Below are 18683 nucleotides of genomic sequence, written 5' to 3' on the forward strand. Positions count from 1 at the left end.
TTTTAATGGATTTCGCGCTCAGGCATACGATCAAGCATAACGGCGCAGGCGCATCGCAAAGTCTTGCAGTGCTTTGATACCGCTCTGTTCCGCACGATGACACCAGTCTTGCAACTGGACCAGAAGTTGATCGCGCGACGCATTCGAGCGCTCCCACATCGCCGCGAGTTCATTGCGCATGTCGATGTAGGTCTTGAGCTTCTGGCTGTTCGCGAAGATCTGCGGCAACTGGCGCTTCTGCGGTTCATCGAGACCCGCTTCTTCCTTGTGGAACCAGCTACGCGCACCGCGCATCACCTGATACTTCTCGCGCGCGCCCACTTCCTTCAGATGCGCCAGTTCCTGGCGATATGCGCGCTTGAGCGCCTTGCCGTAACGCGCCATCACTTCGTAGCGGTTTGCCAGCACGGCTTGCAACGTATCCTGATCGAGGACCAGCTTGCCGGTGGTCAGACGCGGCGTGGGCGCGATCTTCTTCACCTTGGCCAAACGGAACGCCGACATGATGCGGATGTACATCCAGCCGATGTCGAACTCGTACCACTTGTTCGACAGCTTGGCCGACGTCGCATACGTGTGGTGGTTGTTGTGCAGCTCTTCACCGCCAATGATGATGCCCCACGGGAAGATGTTGGTGCTCGCATCCGACGAGTTGAAGTTGCGGTAGCCCCACCAGTGCGCGAGGCCGTTCACCACGCCAGCCGCCCAGAACGGGATCCACACCATCTGCACGGCCCAGATCGTCAGGCCGACGACGCCGAACAGCGCGACGTTCAGCACCATCATCAGGCTCACGCCGAGGATCGGATACTTGGTGTAGACGTTGCGTTCCATCCAGTCATTCGGCGTGCCGTGACTGAATTTGCGCATCGTTTCTTCATTCTTGGCTTCGGAACGGTACAGTTCCGCGCCTTCGAGCAGCACCTTCCAGATGCCGCGCGTTTGCGGGCTGTGCGGATCTTCTTCGGTCTCGCACTTGGCGTGGTGCTTACGGTGAATCGCGGCCCATTGGCCGGTCAGCATGCCGGTAGTCATCCACAGCCAGAAGCGGAAAAAATGACTGACGATCGGATGCAGCTCCAGCGCACGGTGCGCCTGGCAGCGATGCAGATAGACCGTTACGCCAATGATCGTGATGTGCGTCGCGACCAGCGTGTACAGCACAAGTTGCCACCACGAGAAGTGCAGCAAACCGTGAGCAAGGAAATCGAGCAAGGAATTCAACAAGGCAATTTACCTGTGGAACAAGAGACGCCAGACACACGCGAAATGCGCGTGTCAAGAAAGTGAAAGCATACAGCGGGATTGGACGATATTCTACTTGAAGCGTTCCAAGTGTTTGTAACAAATAGGGATTTTTTGTGCGCTATCAACCAGATGGAACGCGCCGGAGGTCTTTTTGGGACCTGCCGGCGGGTTCGAACTGCCCGTCAGTGGGCGCTGTCGGCCTGATTGGCCGCGGAAGCGGTCATTGTTACCGCTTGCGGCATCGCGTCGCTGACATTGCCGACGATTCGCACTTCGCGTTGTGCGAAAGGAATTGCGATGTCGTGTTCGGAGAACAGACGCCAGATGTTGCGATTCACGGCCGAGCGCACGCCTGACGTGCCTGTTGCCGCATCTTCGATCCAGAAACCCAGTTCGAGGTTGATGCCGTCGGGGCCGAAGCCAACCAGATAGGGCGTAGGCGCCGGTTCCTGCAGCACCCGCGCGACGCCCTGTGCGGCCCCGGCGAGCAACGCCATCGCCTGTTCGACGTCGGTGGAGTATGCGACCTGCACGGCCGCCTTGGCGTAACCGCGCGTCAAATAGGACGACTGGTTCTGCACCACGTCCGTAATCAGCTTTTCATTCGGAATCAGCGTTTCGATGCCGTCGAGGCCGCGCACCACCGTATACCGCGTGCGGATCTGCGTGACCATGCCCTGCAAGCCGCTGACGTTGATCGTGTCGCCGATGCGCAGCGAGCGGTCGATCAGGATGATGAAGCCCGAGACGTAGTTGCTGGCGATCTTCTGCAGGCCGAACCCGAGCCCGACACCCAGCGCGCCGCCGAACACGCCAAGCACCGTGATGTCGATGCCGACCAGCGACAGGCTGATCAGCACCGCCGCCAGCACGAACGCAGCACGCCCGACTCGCGCCACCACCACCTTGAGGTTGGCGTCGAGCGTCTTTGAGCGCATCAGGCGGTCTTCGAACGTGGCGCCGAGCCACATCGCGACGATCATCGTCACGCACACCCACAGAAGCCCCGTGGTAAGCGAAAGCAGTGTCATGTGCGCATTCGCGACCCGGAAACGCACGCTGCCCATCCAGGAGATCACGTCGTCCTGGATGCCCATCACGGTGAGCACCATGCCGATCCAGACGATCAGCGAAACGATTTTCTCGACGAGGAACAGCCAGGGATGGTTCGCGCCGTCTTGACTGAAGACCCGCCGCGCGAAGAAAAACACAATGTAAATCAGACCGATACCGAACAGCGGCACCAGCGCCAGATCGAGCAGCGCGGTGTGCATGAACTGGCCGGTGATCGCCTGTGCAAGCCACACGAGCACCGCGCCGATCAGAGGGAAGAACGCGCGGTTCAGGCTTTCCGCGCCGAAACGCAGGGTCTGGTAGCGCGTCTGGCGCCGCAGATCGAGTGTGCGGCGCAACAGGCGCGCGAGCAGCCAGGCAACGGCGAGCGTCACGAGCAGGACGCCGACCTGCCACAGCATCACCGGCTGGCCGAAGTCGCGCGCGAGGTCGCCGAACATATGAGGAAAAATGCGGTTTTGCATGATGTCGCCGAAATCGCCGGCGCAGCGGGGTTCAGAAAAGGAACCCCGCTGCGCCGGCAGATAGCCTGTTGCGTTTAGCTCTGGCGTTCCAGCACGGCTGCGAAGAAGCCGTCGGTGGCATGGCGGTGCGGCCACAGCGACAGGTAATCGCCCATTTCCAGCTCGATGCGCTGCTCAGCGAGCACGTCGCGCGCCGGCACCAAAGCGAAGTCCGGATGGTCGGCGAGGAACTGCTGCACGACGGCTTCGTTTTCCGCTTCCAGAATCGAACAGGTTGCGTAGACGAGACGGCCGCCCTTCTTCACCAGACGCGAGGCGCTGGCGAGAATCGACGCCTGCTTCGGTGCCAGTTCGGCGACCGATTCCGGCGACTGGCGCCACTTCAGGTCCGGATTCCGGCGCAGCGTACCCAAGCCACTGCACGGCGCGTCGACCAGCACGCGGTCGATCTTGCCGGCCAGACGCTTGATCTTCGCATCGTGTTCGCTGTCGATCAGCACCGGATTCACGTTCGACAGCCCGCTGCGCGCGAGGCGCGGCTTGAGCTTGGCCAAACGCCGCTCGGAGACGTCGAAGGCGTACAGACGCCCGGTGGAACGCATCGCCGCGCCCAGTGCCAGCGTCTTGCCGCCGGCGCCCGCGCAGAAGTCCACGATCATTTCGCCGCGCTTGGGGGCGACCAGCGAACACAGCAACTGGCTGCCCTCGTCCTGGACTTCGACCCAGCCGTGCTGGAACGCGTCCAGCTTGGTGAGCGGCGGCTTGCCGACCACCCGCACGCCGAACGGCGCGAAAGGCGTTGCACCGCCTTCGATGCCGGCCTTCGACAGTGCGTTCAGCACGTCGTCGCGGCTTGCCTTGATCGGATTCGAGCGCAGGTCCAACGGTGCCGGGTAGTTCAGCGCTGCGGCCAGTTGCGCCAGTTCCGCGGGCTCGAAACGCTTGGAGAGCGCCTGATAGATCCAGTCGGGCAGATTCAGGCGAATTCGCAGAGGCAGGCTTTCAGGATCGATCTTCGCGACGTGTTCGAGCCAGTGCGATTCGGTCTCCGACACAAACGGCTTGAGCGCGGTGCGCCCAGCCGTCTGCATCAGACCCAGCAAGGCCATGCGGCGCGCCGGGCTGCCCGCGCCGCCTTCGGCCAGATGGGCAAATTCCATCCGGCGGCGCAGCACTGCGAAGACCGCCTCGGCGATCACGCCGCGCTCGCCGTGCCCGAGCTTCGGATGCGCCCGGAAAAAGCGGCTCGTCGTTGCGTCGGCCGGGCCGTTCAGCTTCAGGACTTCAGCCAGCAAAGTCTCGGTCTGTCCAATCAAAAAACCATGTAATCTCATGCGCCCTCTCCGGCGGTGTGACCGGCAAAGAGCCATTGCGGCTCCGGCGGCGTAAGCGTGACACGCAAGCCGTCGAGAGCAAGACGCCCGTCGACGAACCAGCGCACCGCGCGTGGATAGATAATGTGTTCGGTTGCCAGCACGCGTTCGGCGAGCATGGCGGGGGTGTCACCAGCCTCAACGGGGACGGCCGCCTGCGCGACGATCGGCCCGTGATCCAGCTGCGACGTGACAAAATGCACCGACGCGCCGTGCAGCCGCACGCCGGCGTCAAGTGCCTGTTGATGGGTTTTCAGGCCCGGAAAGCTCGGCAGCAGCGACGGATGCACGTTCAGCATGCGTCCGGCGTAATGGTCGACGAAACCGGCCGTGAGCACCCGCATGAAGCCGGCGAGCACGACGAGATCAGGCGCAAAGCTGTCGATTTTTTGCGCCAGCGCGGCGTCGAAGCTGTCGCGATCGGGAAACTGGCGGTGGTCGACCACCGCCGTGGCAATGCCGTGCGACGCAGCGAACGCAAGGCCCGCGGCGTCAGGACGGTTGGCAATCACAGCGGCGACTTGCGCCGCCCAGCCTTCGTCCGCGCAGGCGCGAATGATAGCTTCCATGTTGCTTCCCCGTCCGGAAATCAGGATGACGAGTTTTTTCATCCGCGGATTTTATCATTCGGGGGACACTGAAACGGCGACGCGCCGCCGTCTCGTGCGCTGAGCGTTTATAATCGTTTGCTTTGCGGCATATCGGCCGCCCTACCTCAAACCCGCTATCGTGAGAGTCTTCCGCGGTCTTCCCAATGCCGAAAGCCGTGCGCCCTGCGCACTGACCATCGGCAACTTCGACGGTGTCCACCGCGGCCATCAGGCTTTGCTCGCCCACGTCCGGGCCGCCGCCGATGCTCGTGGCCTGCCCGTCTGCGTGATGACCTTCGAGCCGCACCCGCGCGAATTCTTCAACCCCGCTGGCGCGCCGCCGCGAATCGCCATGCTGCGCGACAAGCTCGAGGCGCTGCGCACCAACGGTGTCGACCGGGTCGTGGTCGAGCATTTCAACCACACCTTCGCGAGCCAGTCGCCGGATGCGTTTGTCGAACGGATCATCGTCAATGGGCTGCATGCTCGCTGGGTGATGATCGGCGACGACTTCCGCTATGGCGCCAGGCGCGCGGGCGATTTCACCTCGCTCAAGGCCGCGGGTCAACAGCACGGTTTCGAAGTCGAGCAGATGGCAACCGTGGCGGATCCATCCGGCGCGCGCATTTCCAGCTCGGGCGTACGCGCGGCGCTGGTGGCAGGCGATCTCGACTCCGCGCGTGCCGCGCTGGGCCGCGATTACCTGATCAGCGGCCACGTTGTGCATGGCATGAAGCTCGGCCGCGACCTCGGCTTCCCCACGCTCAATCTGCCGATCGCGCACAAGCGCCCGGCGCTCGCCGGTATTTTCGTGGTGCGCGTGCATGGCGTGGCGGACGAACCGTTGCCGGGCGTCGCCAGCCTCGGCCTGCGCCCCACCGTCGACGATTCCGGCCGCGTGCTGCTCGAAGTGCATCTGCTCGACTGGCACGGCGACGCGTATGGCAAACTCGTGCGCGTCGAATTCCTCAAAAAGCTGCGCGACGAGGAAAAATATGTCGACCTCGAAACGCTGACCGCCGCCATCGCGCGCGACGTCGCCAATGCGCGCGCGTGGTTCGCGGCCGTCGGCGCCGGCACGCCGGGTAGCCGCTCCACTGGTTTCGCCACCTCGGCCACCGACCGAATTAGATAGCCGCCGCGGTACATGCGAGCGCGCTGAAGCGCTGCATGTACCCACTGCTGCGCGCATCGAAGGGCGTCCGTGGATCACGCGACATGCCTGCCGGGCGCGCTCAACGCCCTGCGCATCTTGCGCATACCGCAGCCTCGCTGCGCTTAGAAAGAATTCACCGCGACCTCATCATGAGCAACAAGAAAGCCGATTCGAAACCGCAGTCACGCTACCCGGTCAACCTGCTCGACACGCCGTTCCCGATGCGTGGCGACCTGCCCAAGCGCGAGCCGCAATGGGTCAAGGAATGGCAGGAACGCAAGGTCTACGAGACGATCCGCGCGGCCAGCAAGGGCCGTAAGAAGTTCATTCTGCACGACGGCCCGCCGTATGCGAACGGCGACATCCACCTCGGCCACGCGGTCAACAAGATCCTCAAGGACATGATCGTCAAGGCGCGCAATCTGGCGGGCTTCGACGCGGTCTACGTGCCGGGTTGGGATTGCCACGGCATGCCGATCGAAATCCAGATCGAAAAACAGTTCGGCAAGTCGCTGCCGGCCGCCGAAGTGATGCAGAAGGCGCGCGCTTACGCGACCGAACAGATCGAGAAGCAGAAGGTCGGCTTCCGCCGTCTGGGCGTGCTCGGCGACTGGGACAACCCGTACAAGACAATGAACTTCACGAACGAAGCCGGCGAAATCCGCGCGCTCGCGAAGATCATGGAAAAGGGTTATGTGTTCCGCGGCCTGAAGCCGGTCAACTGGTGTTTCGACTGCGGCTCGGCGCTGGCCGAAGCGGAAGTCGAGTACAAGGACAAGACCGATCCGACCATCGACGTGCTGTTCAGCTTCGCCGAGCCGGAAAAGACCGCGCAGGCGTTCGGCCTGAATGCGCTGCCGCGCAATGAAGGCGGCATCGTGATCTGGACCACCACGCCGTGGACCATCCCCGCCAACCAGGCGCTGAACCTGCATCCGGAAATCGTCTACGCGCTGGTCGATACACCGCGCGGCTTGCTGATCCTGGCCGAAGAGCGCGTTGAAGCGTGCCTGAAACTGTACGACCTGGCAGGCACGGTCATCGCGACCACGCCGGGCGCGAAGCTCGTCAACCTGCGCTTCAATCATCCGCTCGCCTCCGCGCATCCGGCCTACAAGCGCACGGCGCCGGTTTATCTCGGCGACTACGTAACGACCGAAACGGGTACGGGTGTGGTCCACTCGTCGCCGGCATACGGCGTGGAGGACTTCGTGTCCTGCAAGGCGCACGGCATGGCCGATTCGGACATCATCAACCCGGTGATGGGCGACGGCCGTTATATCGAATCGCTCGCGCTGTTCGGCGGCCTGTCGATCTGGGCGGCCAATCCGCAGATCGTCGAAGCCCTGCAGGCAGCCGGTTCGCTGCTGCGCACCGAAAAGTACACGCACAGCTACATGCACTGCTGGCGCCACAAGACTCCGATCATCTACCGCGCGACCTCGCAATGGTTCGCCGGCATGGACGTGAAGCCGAACGACACCGACAAGACGCTGCGCGAAACCGCGCTCGAAGGTATCGAGAACACGGCATTTTATCCGTCGTGGGGCAAGCAGCGTCTGTTCAGCATGATCGCGAATCGCCCGGACTGGACGCTGTCGCGTCAACGTCAATGGGGCGTGCCGATGGCGTTTTTCGTGCACAAGGAAACCGGCGAACTGCACCCGCGCACGCTAGAACTGCTCGAAGAAGTCGCGCAACGCGTCGAGAAGGCCGGCATCGAAGCGTGGCAAACGCTCGACCCGCGCGAACTGCTCGGCGATGACGCCAACATGTACGAGAAGAACCGCGACACGCTCGACGTCTGGTTCGATTCGGGCACGACGCATTGGCACGTGCTGCGCGGCTCGCATAAAGACGAACTGCAGTTCCCGGCCGACTTGTATCTGGAAGGCTCGGACCAGCACCGCGGCTGGTTCCACTCGTCGCTGCTGACGGCTTCGATGCTCGACGGCCGCCCGCCCTACAACGCGCTGCTCACGCACGGCTTCACCGTCGACGGCGAAGGCCGCAAGATGAGCAAGTCGCTCGGCAACGGTATCGACCCGCATGAAGTGGCGAACCGCCTCGGCGCGGAAATCATCCGTTTGTGGATCGCATCGACCGATTACTCGGGCGAACTGGCGATCTCCGAGGAAATCCTGAAGCGCGTGACGGAAGGCTATCGCCGCATCCGCAACACGCTGCGCTTCCTGCTCGCGAACCTGTCGGACTTCGACTTCGCGCAACACGCGCGTCCAGTCGAAGACTGGCTCGAGATCGATCGTTACGCGGTGGCGCTGTCGGCGAATCTGCAAAACGACATCCTCTCGCACTACGACAAGTACGAGTTCCACCCAGTGGTCGCGAAACTGCAGACGTTCTGCTCGGAAGACCTGGGCGGCTTCTATCTGGACGTGCTGAAAGACCGTCTGTACACCACGGCCGTTGACTCCGTCGCACGCCGTTCGGCCCAGACCGCGTTGTATCACATCGCACTCGGCCTGCTGCGGTTGATCGCACCGTTCCTGTCGTTCACGGCCGAAGAAGCGTGGAAGATCTTCTCGCCGAACAGCGAAACGATCTTCACCGAGACCTATCACGCGTTCCCGGCGGTGCCGGAAGCGGGTGATCTGCTCGACAAATGGACACTGCTGCGCGCCGCGCGTAGCGATGTGACCAAGGCACTGGAAGAAGCACGCGTTGCGAACCTGATCGGTTCGTCGCTGCAGGCGGAAGTCGAAATCCGCGCGAGCGGCGCGCGTTACGATGCGCTCACGAGCCTCGGCGACGACCTGAAGTTCGTGCTGATCACGTCGGCGGCGAACGTCGTGAAGGTCGACAGCGAAGCGGAAGAAGGCGTCGAAGTGATCGCCTCGAAGTACTTGAAGTGCGAACGCTGCTGGCACTACCGTGCGGATGTCGGCGCCAACGCGGAGCACCCCACCCTGTGCGGCCGTTGCTTCAGCAATCTGTTCGGCAACGGTGAAGCGAGGAGCGCGGCATAATGGCGAAAACCATGTCGAAATCGTCAGCCGCCGGTGGTTCGCTGGCGCCGTGGCTCGGTGTCGCGCTGATCGTGATCCTGTTCGATCAGCTCACCAAGATCGCGGTCCAGAAGGTGTTTGCCTACGGTGTTCCGCATGAGGTCGCGCCGTTTTTCAACCTGATCCTCGTGTACAACCGTGGCGCCGCCTTCAGCTTCCTCGCGATGGCGGGCGGCTGGCAGCGCTGGGCCTTCACCGCGCTCGGTGTGGTCGCGGCACTGGTGATCTGTTATCTGCTCAAGCGCCACGGCGGGCAGAAGATGTTCTGCACGGCGCTCGCGCTGATTCTGGGCGGCGCGCTCGGCAATGTGATCGACCGGTTGGCGTACGGCCACGTGATCGACTTTCTCGATTTCCACGTACGTACGTGGCACTGGCCGGCGTTCAATCTCGCTGACAGCGCGATCACGATCGGCGCGATCCTGCTCGTGCTCGACGAGTTGCGGCGCGTGCGCGGCTCGCGGTAACGCGGGTCACCTGCCCGCTTTGGCCTGATATCAGGGCCAAGGCTGGGTTGTGCTCAGTGACTATGCTCCGGGGCCACGCTTAGAGACCATGTTTAAAGGCCATGCCCGGCTGTCACGGACACGGCCGAGCGGCATGTCCGGTTTGAAGGCAGGTGGCGGTGGACAGTGCCACCACCGGCCACCACGCTTTGTCGGAGGCTTTCGTTGGCAACCGCAGAACTCGCAGGAAAACACCTCGTCCTCGGCATGACGGGCGGCATTGCCTGCTACAAGATCGCCGAACTCACGCGTCTGTTGACCAAGGCCGGCGCGACCGTGCAGGTCGTCATGACCGAAGCGGCCACGCAGTTCATCACCCCCGTTACGATGCAGGCGCTGTCCGGCCGACCGGTCTACACGAGCCAGTGGGACGGGCGCGTGCCGAACAACATGGCGCACATCGATCTCTCGCGTGAAGCCGACGCGATCGTCATTGCGCCCGCATCTACCGATTTCCTCGCCAAACTCGCACACGGCATGGCCGACGATCTGCTGTCGACGCTGTGTGTCGCACGCGATTGCCCACTGCTCGTCGTGCCGGCGATGAACCGGCAGATGTGGCAGAACCCGGCCACCCAACGCAACGTCACGCAGCTGCGCGCGGACGGCATCGAAGTGCTCGGCCCCGATTCGGGTCCGCAAGCGTGCGGCGAAGTCGGTGACGGGCGCATGCTCGAAGCGGCCGCCACGTATGAGGCAATCGCATCATTCTTCTCACCGAAGATCCTGTCCGGCCGTCGCGTGTTGCTGACCGCCGGCCCGACCTTCGAGCCGCTCGATCCGGTGCGCGGCATCACCAATCGTTCGAGTGGCAAGATGGGCTTTGCGCTGGCGCGCGCCGCGCAACAAGCCGGCGCCGAGGTGCATCTGGTTGCCGGTCCGGTGGCGCTGGAAACGCCGTGGGGCGTGTTCCGCCAAGACGTGCAAACTGCGCAGCAAATGCACGACGCGGTGATGCGCTCGGTCGCCGACGCCGACATCTTCATCGGCGTGGCCGCGGTGGCCGACTGGCGCGTCGATCATGCCAGCGAACACAAGATCAAGAAGACCGCCGAGCGCGCGCTGCCCACCTTCACGTTCGTCGAGAATCCGGACATCCTGGCAGCGGTCGCCAGGCTGCCGCATCCTCCGTTCGCCGTCGGCTTTGCAGCGGAAAGCGGCGACCTCGAAGTGCATGGTGAAGAAAAACGCGCGCGCAAGAAGGTGCCGCTTCTAATCGGCAATCTCGGCCCGCTCACGTTCGGACTCGACGACAACGAGGTCATCCTGTTCGAAGCAGGTGGTGCAACCAAACTGCCGCGCGCCGACAAGCAGACGCTCGCGCGCGCCTTGATCGTCGAAATTGCGAAGCGTCTGCCCGACACAAGTCTGATCCGCTAAAGCTGCTCGCGGCGGTGGCAAGCTGCGTTCGCCGCGAGCGCCTCCAGCGCACCGAATTATCTGTATCTGGAGCAGTACTGACATGACGCTACTTTCCGTGCTCGATCAAACGCCCGTGATCGACGGGCACTCTGTGGCGGACGCAATTGCCGCCACCGTCGAACTCGCGCAGCTGGCTGACGACCTCGGCTACACGCGTTACTGGTGTGCCGAGCATCACGGCTTGCGCGGCGTGTCGAACCCCTGCCCCGAGGTCATGCTGGCGCGCCTTGGCAGCGTCACCAAACGCATTCGCCTGGGCTCTGGCGGCGTGATGCTGCCGTACTACAGCCCGTTCAAGGTCGCCGAGCAATTCATGATGCTCGAAGCGCTATTCCCGAATCGGATCGACCTCGGCGTAGGCCGCGCACCGGGCGGCGACATGCAAACAGCGCAGGCGGTCGCAGCCGGCGCCTACAACCGCGGCGACATTTTCCCGCAGCAGGTTGCCGACCTGGTCGGCCTGATGCACGGTACGTTGCCGGACGATCACATTGCGCACGGCGTGCTGCTGCAGCCGCAGATCGCTACACGCCCGCAACTATGGATGCTCGGCTCGAGTGAATTCGGCGGCCTGCTGGCGGCGCAGCTTGGTATCCGCTTCGCGTTCGCGCATTTCATCAACGCGCATTTTGGGCACCAGGTGGCGCTTGCCTATCGCGAGCGCTTCAAAGCCAGCCTGGAAACGCAACAGCCCTATCTCGCCGCCGCAGTCTTCGTGATTTGCGCGGACACGGAACAGGAAGCGGCCGATCTGGAAAAGGCCGTCGACCTGCGCCGCGTGCAAATGGCCTACGGTCTGAACGAGCCGATCCCGACGATCGAACAAGGCGTCGCGCAGGAGTATGGCGAACGCGAGCGGCTGGTGATCGATCGCGAGAAGCCGCGCAGCATCATCGGCACGCCGGAAACCGTCGCTGAACGGCTGCATGCCTTGCAGGAGCGGTTCCAGGCCGACGAATTGATCGTGCTCACCGTAGCGGGCAGCTATCGCGCCCGGCTGCGCTCCTATGAACTTCTCGCCGACGCGTTCCAACTCGGACGCCCGGCCTCCACTCCTTAAACCTTCGAACCTGCATGAAACTCGACCTGAAGATTCTCGATGCGCGCATGCGCGAACAACTCCCGGCCTACGCAACCACCGGCAGCGCGGGGCTCGACCTGCGCGCCTGTCTCGACGAACCGTTAACCCTCAAACCCGGCGAAACCGCACTGGTGCCGACAGGTCTCGCGATTCACGTCGGCGATCCGGGTTATGCCGCGTTGATCCTGCCGCGTTCGGGTCTGGGTCATAAGCACGGCATCGTGCTTGGCAACCTGGTCGGCCTAATCGATTCAGATTATCAAGGGCAACTGATGATATCGACGTGGAATCGCGGCACGACCACGTTCGTGCTGAATCCGATGGAACGCCTCGCGCAACTCGTGATCGTGCCGGTCGTGCAAGCTGAGTTCAATATCGTCGACGATTTCGAAACCAGCGAGCGTGGCGCGGGTGGGTTCGGCAGCACCGGCAAGCACTAGAACTAACGATAGGCGTTGAAGCTCCGCTTGCTGCCAACAAGCGTTTCGCACAACGCAAAAAGCAGAACGGCGCGGGGTTCAACCCGCGCCGTTCTGCTTTCAGATGAAACCGAAACGTTTACTCGACCGACTTATTCAACCTCAACCGCTTCCGGATTCGGATTACGCGGCGCCGGATGCTCGTCGAAGGTCAACTGCACCTTGTCTTCCGCATCCACGTCGACCGTCACGCGCCCGCCGTTCATCAGCTTGCCAAATAGCAACTCGTCGGCCAGCGCACGACGGATCGTGTCCTGGATCAGACGTTGCATCGGCCGCGCACCCATCAAGGGATCGAAACCGTGTTTCGCGAGGTGAGCACGCAGCGCGTCGGTGAAGAGCGCGTCGACCTTCTTCTCGTGCAACTGATCTTCCAGTTGCATCAGGAACTTGTCGACCACGCGCATGATGATTTCTTCGTCGAGCGAGCGGAAGCTGATCGTTGCGTCCAGACGGTTACGGAACTCCGGCGTGAACATGCGCTTGATGTCGACCATCTCGTCGCCGGTTTCCCGACGGTTCGTGAAGCCGATCACCGCCTTGCCCATTGCCTCGGCGCCCGCGTTCGTCGTCATGATGATGATGACGTTGCGGAAATCCGCCTTGCGGCCGTTGTTGTCCGTCAACGTGCCGTGGTCCATCACCTGCAGCAGCACGTTATAAATGTCCGGATGCGCCTTCTCGATTTCGTCGAGCAGCAGCACGCAATGCGGCTTCTTCGTGACGGCTTCGGTCAACAAACCGCCCTGGTCGAAACCCACGTAGCCCGGCGGCGCGCCGATCAAGCGGCTGACCGCATGACGCTCCATGTATTCCGACATGTCGAAGCGGATCAGCTCGATCCCCAGCGTGAACGCCAGTTGCTTCGCCACTTCCGTCTTGCCGACGCCCGTGGGGCCGGAGAACAGGAACGCGCCGATCGGCTTGTCCAGCTTGCCGAGGCCTGCACGCGCCATCTTGATCGCGGCCGACAGCGCGTCGATGGCCGGGTCTTGCCCGAACACCACGCTCTTCAGATCGCGATCCAGCGTTTGCAGCTTGCTGCGATCGTCTTGCGACACGCTTTGCGGCGGGACACGAGCAATCTTCGAGATGATTTCTTCGATCTCGTTCTTGCCAATGGTTTTCTTCTGCTTCGACTTCGGCAGGATGCGTTGCGCCGCACCCGCTTCGTCGATCACGTCGATCGCCTTGTCCGGCAGATGACGATCCGTGATGAAGCGTGCCGACAACTCAGCCGCCGCCGACAGCGCACCCGACGAATACTTCACGCCGTGGTGCTCTTCGAAACGCGACTTCAGGCCACGCAGGATCGCCACCGTCTGTTCGACGGTCGGCTCGGTCACGTCGACCTTCTGGAAACGGCGTGACAAAGCCGCGTCTTTTTCGAAGATGCCGCGATATTCCGTGAACGTGGTCGCGCCGATGCACTTCAAAGTGCCCGACGACAAAGCCGGCTTCAGCAGATTCGATGCGTCCAGCGTGCCGCCCGACGCAGCGCCCGCGCCGATCAGCGTATGAATTTCGTCGATGAACAGGATTGCGTGCGGACGTTCCTTCAATTCCTTGAGGACCGTCTTCAGGCGTTGTTCGAAGTCGCCGCGATACTTGGTGCCGGCGAGCAGCGCGCCCATGTCGAGCGAATACACCTGCGCATCGGCCAGAATATCCGGCACTTCGCCGCGCGTAATGCGCCAGGCGAGCCCTTCGGCGATCGCGGTCTTGCCGACGCCGGCCTCACCGACCAGCAGCGGATTATTCTTGCGGCGACGGCATAGCACCTGGACCACGCGCTCGACTTCCGACTCGCGCCCGATCAGCGGGTCGATGCGGCCGTCTTTCGCCATCTGGTTCAGGTTCTGCGTGAACTGGGCGAGCGGCGTTTCCTTCTGCGCAGCGGCTTCGTCGGACTCGGCATTCGCGTCGCTCGCTTTCGCGGCGTCCGTGCTGCTGGTCTTGGCAATGCCATGCGAGATGAAATTCACCACATCCAGACGCGTCACGCCCTGCTGCTGCAGGTAGTACACCGCATGCGAATCCTTCTCGCCGAAGATCGCCACCAGCACATTCGCGCCGGTCACTTCCTTCTTGCCATTCGAGGTGGATTGCACATGCATGATCGCGCGCTGGATCACACGCTGGAAACCCAGCGTGGGCTGCGTGTCGACGTCGTCCGTGCCAGGCACGGTCGGCGTGTTGTCATGAATGAAGTTGCGCAGGTTCTGGCGCAGATCCTCGATATTGGCCGCGCATGCACGCAACACCTCCGCCGCTGTTGGATTGTCCAACAGTGCCAGCAAAAGATGTTCGACCGTTATGAATTCGTGCCGCGCCTGGCGTGCTTCCATGAACGCCATGTGCAGGCTGACTTCCAGTTCCTGGGCAATCATGCTTCCTCCATCACACACTGCAGCGGATGCCCGGCCTGCCGTGCGTGGGTAACGACTTGCTCGACTTTGGTCGACGCGATGTCCCGCGTATAGACCCCACAAACTCCCCTGCCCTCGCGATGCACCTTCAACATCACCTGCGTTGCGGTTTCACGATCTTTATTGAAATATTCCTGCACGATCATCACGACAAATTCCATTGGCGTGAAGTCGTCATTCAGCAGCACTACCTTGTACATGGAAGGCGGCTTCAGCTTCTTTTCCTGCCGCTCCAGTACGGTGCCGTCCTGCTTGTCCGGGATAATCGCCATACACCCATTCTAAACAACTAGGACAGGCCCGCAATCCTGTCAAAACCCGGCCAACCGGCCGGTGAGCCCGTTCGCTCCCGCCTGATGGGTAAATACCCCAAGCGGTGCGTCATTCGACGAGCCGATTGCGGAGCCGGCCCCTATCCTGTGATGCGTCGCGGCCGTGCTGCGCCGCAGTCGGATCGAGTATCGCACAACCTGCCCGTGCTGGCTGGCGGCCTGCCCCCGGCCAGCGGACAGTGTGCGACCCGCAGAACAGCATGTGAGTCGATTATGCGACTTTTCAAGACAGCCCGCTTGGGCAACCGCACATAAGAAAACAAAAGCGGGAAAAACCCTGGAAAACGCCTGTTTGCAACGCGACAACGGCGTCTCAAAATTTTCTTGACACTCGAATAAAGAGCCTCAACAATCAAGCTGGCACTTTTTTCACTGAGCCATAAATCGAAAAAATGCCGATGGTGAGCTTGTGAGGAGGGAGCGGCTGCATCGCGCGGTCGTCGAGCTTTTCGAGGGCTCGTGGTAGTGACATGAGTTACAGGGGAAGTTGGAATGGCAACTGGTACGGTCAAATGGTTCAATGACGCAAAAGGTTTCGGATTCATCACGCCTGACGAAGGTGGTGAGGATCTGTTTGCACACTTCTCGGCCATCCAGATGAATGGGTTCAAGACCCTCAAGGAAGGTCAAAAAGTAACCTTCGAGGTCGTGCAAGGCCCGAAAGGCAAACAGGCATCGAACATTCAGGCACCAGCCTGATACTGTTCGTTACCCGTCCTTTGAAACCCGGCTTTATGCCGGGTTTCTTTTTTTGGGTGGCACATTCTGATTTACGGCAAATCGCGACCATCGCTTGAGGTGTCGTTTGAAGCGTCGTTTGAGACCTCGATAACGCGAATACCCAAATATCGGACATTCGTCTCCTTTCCGAACACTTTCGATGCTCACCCGCTGCCGCTGGCCGTAAAAAAACCCCGGCCGCCTCACGGCACCGGGGTTTTGACTCAGGCTGGAAAAACCAGCGCGAATCGCTTACATGTTCGATCATTCTATGTAAATTCTCCGCAAACCCCTTCTGCTATTGACGAAGAAAATTACATACATCCAATTCCCCTCAATCTACCCCTCATTAACTCCCGACTGCCATAGGGAATGCGTCGTCTTCGTACGTCGGCCCAGATGCGACGGCCACGTCGAACGCGGTAAGCGAGGTATCCTGTTCTGCAACCGATTTTGAACCCACCCAGCACAAGTACCAGTAGAAACCACCACACACAAATATTCAGCAACATGGCGTCGAATCCGTACAAATCTGCCAACGACATCAACACCGCAGCACATCATGTGACAGTTAATGCTTTACCCTCGCCCCCCGACTGGAAAACATGGCGTGAGAAAGGCGGCGGCCGCCTATGGGTTGCTGTGCTGCTCTCCATGAACGTGAATCCGACTGTCCAAAACCGGCACGTGCTACGCGCGAACGATGCCGAGCGGTACAAGGAATACAGACGCCGCTGCGAAGTAGCTATCGCTCGATATAGCGTGCACGAACATCTGCCAGCAATTGAACATCTGCGAGCTGGAAAGAACCCGGGCGATCGCTTCGTGATGTTCGACAAATTTCTAGCGTTCGCGAAAGACATCGGCTGGAATGACCTAAGCATGTTCGAGGCGGGACTGTCGTCGACCGAAGTGGCTTTGGCGACTACAGCATCATCCACACACTCTCTCGAAGACGCGCCCAAAGGGGAGCGGTACGACCTGGTACGCATGGGTGCGCTGCTCACGCTCCTTGAGAAAGCCTTACAAGGAGACAGCGATATCGACCGAGCTTTATTGATTTCCGGAGGCAAGCTCAACAAGTCACAGATAGCCAAGGAGGTGAACAAGATCGTTGCATCCACGGCTAAGCGACACGGCAAGCCGAGCATTTCGGGGTTCGGCGCGGAAGCGAACCGCAAACGCTTCAGAGCGGCAGCCGCAGCACTGGACGACTTCTTCAGGATCGACTGACGGACCATCTTTTTTGAATACTTTGGGAATTTCCCTTCCCTCTGGTTGGGAAGTTGCACCGATTTCGCGGTAAGTTCGCGACGTCTGGGAAGATGCACCAAAGTCGCACTGCTCCCGTTGTTCAATCCGTTCAGGTTAGCCGAATCGGGTCTGACGAGACCTATCCGAATCAATCTGAACGGAGTTGGAAAATGAGTGAAGCATTAGTTGAGGCGCTGATTCGCAAGCGTCAGGTCCTCGAAATGACGGGCTGGTCGAACAGCACGTTGTACCAGCGCATTGCAGATGGCGAATTCAAGAAAGGCGTAAGCATCGGGCCACGCATGGTCGCGTGGCCACTGAGCGAAGTGCAGGCCTATATTGCTCGACGCATCGCAGAACGCGACGCTAAAGGAGCCGTAGCTGAGGCGTTCACCGAGAACAACCGTATCGGCGGTGTCACCATCTCGGAGGGTGCGTAATGCCGTTCAAGAAGCGCCCCACGCCAGCCACAGCGGAAAAACAGTTGCCTCAAGAAGCAACGGGCACCTGCACTTCGGGTACCGAGAATACTCACGTAACAGCGATCGATGCGCTCCGCAAATTCCTCAAACCGACGTTGACCGGGCTAACGGTTATGGTGGTCCCCGACAAGCATCTGGTCCGCGACGCTCGCGATGCAATCGAAGCGCAGTACTTGAATTTCGGCGTGGTTGCCGATATCCCAGCTCCGGCCGCGGAGTTCATGTGGTCCTTGCACTCCGGCATGCCGCAGGCAATGGATGAACTTGAGGCACGTGCGGAACTGGAGAAGCGAATCGAAACCGCGATCGAACGTACCTTCCATATTTCCGGCTCGCGCCCGAATTTCAAGTTCTGCAACGATGAGGGACTGGAAACGCTGCTCCCCATCATTAAAGATGCCGAAAACGGCTGGGTGACGCTCGCGCAGTCCTGCGATTCGTTGTCTCCGGAACATCTAATCGCCGGGATGTGCGAGATTCGAGCCACTGCGCAGAAAGCGGAAGCTTACGTGTTGCTGGTCATCGTGTGCCCGAGCAAGGAACAAGTGCCAAGCATCCGGGACTTCTGCGACGAATACCTCGAAGTGGCAGCTTGCGAACCAGACCCCGGCGCACATCTAGCCTTCTCCATCGAAGCGTTGCGACTCGCCGACATGCACGGACTCGGCTACGGCAAGGTAATCTGTAACGTCACATTGACTGACGATGGTTACGTGCGGACGTTCGAACCGTTCGTTGCAAAGTCGCTGCGCGATCGCTTCATTTGGAAGCTCCGCGCCGCCGGTAAATCGCTCGCCGAAATCGGCGAATTGGTCGACCGACACAAGTCGAGCGTAAAGCGGTGCCTCGACGGAATGCGCCCAGTTCGTCGTCAGGCAATGTCGGACGAGTCGATTGCGCAGCACGCTGAGGCACTCGAAATCGATGACGCTGGCAAAGGCTCGCCGGATCATCCCGACGAGTCCGAAGCGCTCGCGTAGTCGTTGCGCGCGCCGGTTGCAACTCACGCAACCGGCGCTACGCCGATCGATGCCATAAGCGGCAACG

16 protein-coding genes are annotated in these 18683 nt (G+C 61.2%); 10 read left to right on the forward strand and 6 right to left on the reverse strand.

The window, feature by feature from the left end:
* Positions 1–30: 30 nt before the first annotated feature.
* From PQQ86_RS15590 to purN, 4 genes are all read right to left on the reverse strand, one after another.
* Positions 31–1227 carry a DesA family fatty acid desaturase gene (locus tag PQQ86_RS15590; protein ID WP_054042639.1) on the reverse strand — a complete coding sequence of 399 codons (1197 nt, stop codon included), beginning with the start codon at positions 1225–1227 and terminating at the stop codon, positions 31–33.
* A 203-nt stretch (positions 1228–1430) separates the two neighbouring features.
* Positions 1431–2786 (reverse strand): mechanosensitive ion channel family protein, encoded by a 1356-nt coding sequence (locus PQQ86_RS15595; RefSeq protein WP_408268326.1) that lies wholly within the window; start codon positions 2784–2786, stop codon positions 1431–1433.
* 74 nt (positions 2787–2860) lie between these two features.
* The gene (locus PQQ86_RS15600; RefSeq protein WP_408268328.1) at positions 2861–4120 is read right to left on the reverse strand and encodes an RsmB/NOP family class I SAM-dependent RNA methyltransferase; all 1260 of its coding nucleotides are present in this window, start codon (positions 4118–4120) and stop codon (positions 2861–2863) included.
* Positions 4117–4770: a phosphoribosylglycinamide formyltransferase gene (gene purN / locus PQQ86_RS15605; RefSeq protein WP_408268331.1), complete on the reverse strand. Its 654-nt coding sequence runs from the start codon at positions 4768–4770 to the stop codon at positions 4117–4119. The genes PQQ86_RS15600 and purN overlap by 4 nt, the downstream gene beginning before the upstream one ends.
* A gap of 118 nt (positions 4771–4888) precedes the next feature.
* Here purN and PQQ86_RS15610 point away from each other — a divergent pair, with 118 nt between their 5' ends.
* The 6 genes from PQQ86_RS15610 to dut all read left to right on the forward strand — a co-directional run bounded on the left by PQQ86_RS15610 (position 4889) and on the right by dut (position 12380).
* Positions 4889–5884 carry a bifunctional riboflavin kinase/FAD synthetase gene (locus PQQ86_RS15610; RefSeq protein WP_408268333.1) on the forward strand — a complete coding sequence of 332 codons (996 nt, stop codon included), beginning with the start codon at positions 4889–4891 and terminating at the stop codon, positions 5882–5884.
* Between the two features lie 170 nt (positions 5885–6054).
* Entirely contained in the window at positions 6055–8892 is a 2838-nt protein-coding gene (ileS, locus tag PQQ86_RS15615; protein ID WP_408268335.1) for an isoleucine--tRNA ligase, read from the forward strand.
* The gene (lspA, locus tag PQQ86_RS15620; protein WP_093638890.1) at positions 8892–9398 is read left to right on the forward strand and encodes a signal peptidase II; all 507 of its coding nucleotides are present in this window, start codon (positions 8892–8894) and stop codon (positions 9396–9398) included. Before ileS ends, lspA begins: the two co-directional genes overlap by 1 nt.
* A 204-nt stretch (positions 9399–9602) precedes the next feature.
* Complete coding sequence (gene coaBC / locus PQQ86_RS15625) at positions 9603–10817, forward strand: bifunctional phosphopantothenoylcysteine decarboxylase/phosphopantothenate--cysteine ligase CoaBC (protein ID WP_408268338.1); 1215 nt, start codon at positions 9603–9605, stop codon at positions 10815–10817.
* An 82-nt stretch (positions 10818–10899) separates the two neighbouring features.
* Entirely contained in the window at positions 10900–11919 is a 1020-nt protein-coding gene (locus PQQ86_RS15630) for an LLM class flavin-dependent oxidoreductase (protein ID WP_408268341.1), read from the forward strand.
* 14 nt (positions 11920–11933) lie between these two features.
* Positions 11934–12380 (forward strand): dUTP diphosphatase, encoded by a 447-nt coding sequence (gene dut / locus PQQ86_RS15635; protein WP_054042650.1) that lies wholly within the window; start codon positions 11934–11936, stop codon positions 12378–12380.
* A gap of 131 nt (positions 12381–12511) precedes the next feature.
* Here the strand turns inward: dut and clpA are convergent, their stop codons facing one another.
* Both clpA and clpS read right to left on the reverse strand, forming a co-directional pair.
* On the reverse strand, positions 12512–14809 hold the full coding sequence (gene clpA / locus PQQ86_RS15640) for an ATP-dependent Clp protease ATP-binding subunit ClpA (RefSeq protein WP_074282414.1): 2298 nt from the start codon (positions 14807–14809) through the stop codon (positions 12512–12514).
* Positions 14806–15120, reverse strand: coding sequence for an ATP-dependent Clp protease adapter ClpS (gene clpS / locus PQQ86_RS15645; RefSeq protein ID WP_006050100.1), 315 nt, complete (start codon positions 15118–15120; stop codon positions 14806–14808). Before clpS ends, clpA begins: the two co-directional genes overlap by 4 nt.
* 552 nt (positions 15121–15672) lie before the next feature.
* Here clpS and PQQ86_RS15650 point away from each other — a divergent pair.
* The 4 genes from PQQ86_RS15650 (at position 15673) to PQQ86_RS15665 (ending at position 18616) form a co-directional block, all read left to right on the forward strand.
* Positions 15673–15879, forward strand: a complete 207-nt coding sequence (locus tag PQQ86_RS15650) for a cold-shock protein (RefSeq protein WP_007180614.1) — start codon at positions 15673–15675, stop codon at positions 15877–15879.
* Between the two features lie 531 nt (positions 15880–16410).
* Entirely contained in the window at positions 16411–17133 is a 723-nt protein-coding gene (locus PQQ86_RS15655) for a hypothetical protein (protein ID WP_408268345.1), read from the forward strand.
* 191 nt (positions 17134–17324) lie between these two features.
* Entirely contained in the window at positions 17325–17594 is a 270-nt protein-coding gene (locus PQQ86_RS15660) for a helix-turn-helix transcriptional regulator (RefSeq protein ID WP_408268348.1), read from the forward strand.
* Complete coding sequence (locus tag PQQ86_RS15665; protein ID WP_408268350.1) at positions 17594–18616, forward strand: hypothetical protein; 1023 nt, start codon at positions 17594–17596, stop codon at positions 18614–18616. The genes PQQ86_RS15660 and PQQ86_RS15665 overlap by 1 nt, the downstream gene beginning before the upstream one ends.
* The last annotated feature ends 67 nt before the right edge of the window (positions 18617–18683 follow it).

The sequence above is a fragment of the Paraburkholderia sediminicola genome (genome assembly GCF_046026675.1).
GTDB classification, from domain to species: Bacteria; Pseudomonadota; Gammaproteobacteria; order Burkholderiales; family Burkholderiaceae; genus Paraburkholderia; species Paraburkholderia sediminicola_F.

Coding starts and splice junctions, on each gene's coding strand:
- PQQ86_RS15665 (WP_408268350.1), top strand. CDS start 17,594: ATGCCGTTCAAGAAGCGCCCCACGCCAGCCACAGCGGAAAAACAGTTG.
- PQQ86_RS15660 (WP_408268348.1), top strand. CDS start 17,325: ATGAGTGAAGCATTAGTTGAGGCGCTGATTCGCAAGCGTCAGGTCCTC.
- PQQ86_RS15595 (WP_408268326.1), bottom strand. CDS start 2,786: ATGCAAAACCGCATTTTTCCTCATATGTTCGGCGACCTCGCGCGCGAC.
- clpS (WP_006050100.1), bottom strand. CDS start 15,120: ATGGCGATTATCCCGGACAAGCAGGACGGCACCGTACTGGAGCGGCAG.
- PQQ86_RS15600 (WP_408268328.1), bottom strand. CDS start 4,120: ATGAGATTACATGGTTTTTTGATTGGACAGACCGAGACTTTGCTGGCT.
- purN (WP_408268331.1), bottom strand. CDS start 4,770: ATGAAAAAACTCGTCATCCTGATTTCCGGACGGGGAAGCAACATGGAA.
- PQQ86_RS15655 (WP_408268345.1), top strand. CDS start 16,411: ATGGCGTCGAATCCGTACAAATCTGCCAACGACATCAACACCGCAGCA.
- clpA (WP_074282414.1), bottom strand. CDS start 14,809: ATGATTGCCCAGGAACTGGAAGTCAGCCTGCACATGGCGTTCATGGAA.
- ileS (WP_408268335.1), top strand. CDS start 6,055: ATGAGCAACAAGAAAGCCGATTCGAAACCGCAGTCACGCTACCCGGTC.
- dut (WP_054042650.1), top strand. CDS start 11,934: ATGAAACTCGACCTGAAGATTCTCGATGCGCGCATGCGCGAACAACTC.
- lspA (WP_093638890.1), top strand. CDS start 8,892: ATGGCGAAAACCATGTCGAAATCGTCAGCCGCCGGTGGTTCGCTGGCG.
- PQQ86_RS15650 (WP_007180614.1), top strand. CDS start 15,673: ATGGCAACTGGTACGGTCAAATGGTTCAATGACGCAAAAGGTTTCGGA.
- PQQ86_RS15630 (WP_408268341.1), top strand. CDS start 10,900: ATGACGCTACTTTCCGTGCTCGATCAAACGCCCGTGATCGACGGGCAC.